Genomic DNA, 2,576 nt, shown 5'->3' with positions numbered 1-2,576 from the left:
TGTCGATTACGGATAAATTTGTAAGAATAGACTGGGACGGGCGTGATAATGACGGGAACTTACCTGCCAATGGCGTTTACCTGTATAAGGTAATTATAAAGGACCCTGATGGCGGGGGAAAGCAGGAAGTCCTTGGTAAACTTGCCGTAATAAGATGAAAAAATAATTCGCTGCAGTATAAAATTAGAAAATGCCGTTCTGCGTCACAGAATGGCATTTTTTTTTGATATTCAATATTTTTTAGTTCGGCTTAATTCGTTATCTTATTGTTTCGATATCTGAGCAAAAAGAAGAAAAACAGGTGAAAATGGGAAAAAGTTTAGTTGTAGCCGTAACCGGCGGCATCGGTTCCGGGAAAAGTGAATTCTGCGGTTTTCTGTCTGAAAAAGGCTACCCGGTTATTAATGCCGATAAAAAAGCCAAGGATATACTTCTTAAGGATGAATCTGTAAGGAAAAAGATAATTTCGGCCTTTGGAAAGAATGCATATGATCTTTCGGGAGTAAACACCGCTTACCTGGCTGAAAAGGTATTTTCTAATCCTGAAGGGGTAAATAAAATTAACTCCATTGTTCATCCGGCGGTAATAAAAGAAATTGACGGTGAAGTAAAGGAATTATCGAAAAAAAGCAAATATGTCTTTGTTGAGGCGGCGCTGATCTATGAAGCTGCAATGGAGGACATGTTTGATTATGTAGTGCTTGTTACGGCTCCTGCTGAAACAAGGATCAAGCGCGTCATTCAGAAGGGAAAGATGACCGAAGAGGCCATAAGGAAAAGGATGGAAAATCAGATTCCGGATGAAGAAAAGAAGGAATGGGCCGATTTTTCGTTCGAAAACAACTCGGGACTCGATGAATTGAAGAAAAAAGCCGATTTTCTTATAACCCTATTAAATCTCGTTGCGGTATAAAATGAAAGTTGTTGCATATCAGGGAGAACCGGGCGCCTATAGCGAAATGGCCTCAATGAATTATTTCGGAGGGAAGAATCTCCGGCTTTCACCTTCGGTTACCTTTGACTCTGTTTTCAGGAAGGTTTCAGAAGGGGAGGCGGACTTTGGCGTTGTACCAATTGAAAATTCCCTCTACGGAAGCGTTTATGAAACCTATGACCTCCTTGTAAATTATACTCTTACTATAATTGGGGAACTAAATCTGCAGATACACCATTACCTGCTTGGAAAGAGCAAATACAGTATACCGCAGATCAAGAGGATTTATTCGCATCCCCAGGCTTTGGGGCAGTGCTCGAAATTTCTTACAAAATTAAAAAACACGGAAGTAATCCCTGAATATGACACAGCCGGAGCGGCAAAGATAGTTTCTTCAATGGACGAGCCTGCTGCGGCAATTGCGAGCAAAAATGCGGCTGAAAGGTATAATCTGCAGGTTATAAGCAGCAATATACAGAATGAGAAGAAAAATTATACCCGTTTCGTGGTAATTTCGCCAAAAGCACAGGAAGCACCGCTGAAGGATTCAAAGACGTCAATTGTTTTTGACCTGAACAGCACACCCGGCTCGCTTTTCAGGGCGTTAAGCGTTTTTGCACTGCGTGATATAGACCTTACCAAGATCGAATCGCGCCCAAAACCGGCAAAAACCTTTCAGTATTTGTTCTATGTGGATCTTAAAGGAAGCCTTAAAGATAAAAAAGTAGTAAATGCTCTAAATCATCTGAAAGAGATATCCAGTTCTGTGAGGGTATTGGGATCTTATGCAATTGGGAAAACTTTTAACACATAAGTTGAAATTTCAGTTGACTTTTATCTGCATTCTTTTTATTAAATAGAAGGAATGTACCTCAAATTATAATTAGGTAAAATTGTAATTTGACTTGACAAAGATACCCCCAGTTCCTTAAATTTGTCCCAAAAAAAGGAATTACATATAGAGTATTTGCTACTTTTATTACAAGTTTTCACAAGTGGAATTTATTAAATTATTTTGAAGAGGCTGCCGCGCTTTGATATTTCAATGCGTGCCGGCTACTATTGGAAAGCATGAAAAGCAAATACTTTATAATATTTACTTTTATCCTTTTAGCCAGTTCTGCTGTACTGGCATCCCAGGATATAAAAGTCATCTCATCCGGCACCAGGTCGCTTACTCTGGAATTTACTCCTCAGTACACAGACACCTCTTCGGTTATTATTAATAACCAGACATTTAAGCGCATTTCATTTTCAGGCGGTGAAGTATTAAACCTTCAGGATTACGGCATGCCGGCAATATCTGTAAGGTCTTTTTCCGTTGGCGTTCCTGGAGAAATTGGAAACACGATTCAGGTAATCGGATCCGACTATATTGAACTGCAGGGAAGAGTTGCACCGATCAGGAAGACCGTCTATAAAAACGGAATGCTCTCTTATTCAGACATCATAAGCAGCAAGTATAATGATTACCGGATGAACGATCTGGTTTCCTTCGGGCGCTACGGCCTGGCAAGAAATATTCCTGTGCAGACGGTGAACGTTTATCCCGTTCAGTTCGATGCGGAGAAAAACTCAATCAGAATTTATAAGAAGATAGTAATCAGGATTAACTTTGCTTCAGTAAAACCCAATCAGGGCA

The 2,576-nt window shown here is 40.0% G+C and carries 4 protein-coding genes; all 4 read left to right on the top strand.

The window, feature by feature from the left end; genetic code table 11:
- A partial coding sequence (locus HF312_21380; protein MCU7522768.1) for a hypothetical protein occupies positions 1 to 158 on the top strand: 158 nt, incomplete at its 5' end.
- 149 nt (positions 159 to 307) lie between these two features.
- Positions 308 to 913, top strand: a complete 606-nt coding sequence (locus tag HF312_21375) for a dephospho-CoA kinase (protein ID MCU7522767.1) — start codon at positions 308 to 310, stop codon at positions 911 to 913.
- Between the two features lies 1 nt (position 914).
- Positions 915 to 1,748 (top strand): prephenate dehydratase, encoded by an 834-nt coding sequence (gene pheA / locus HF312_21370; protein MCU7522766.1) that lies wholly within the window; start codon positions 915 to 917, stop codon positions 1,746 to 1,748.
- Positions 1,749 to 2,005: 257 nt separating this feature from the next.
- Positions 2,006 to 2,576: hypothetical protein (locus HF312_21365; protein MCU7522765.1), on the top strand; the 571-nt coding region annotated here is incomplete at its 3' end.

It is taken from the genome of Ignavibacteria bacterium (assembly GCA_025612375.1).
GTDB lineage: Bacteria > Bacteroidota > Ignavibacteria > Ignavibacteriales > SURF-24 > JAAXKN01.
Note: the sequence above shows the minus strand (reverse complement) of the source record. Positions and strands in the feature narration are given on the sequence as shown.

What these genes read in the sequence shown, in the direction of transcription:
- HF312_21375 (MCU7522767.1), top strand. Translation starts at nt 308, where the DNA reads ATGGGAAAAAGTTTAGTTGTAGCCGTAACCGGCGGCATCGGTTCCGGG.
- pheA (MCU7522766.1), top strand. Translation starts at nt 915, where the DNA reads ATGAAAGTTGTTGCATATCAGGGAGAACCGGGCGCCTATAGCGAAATG.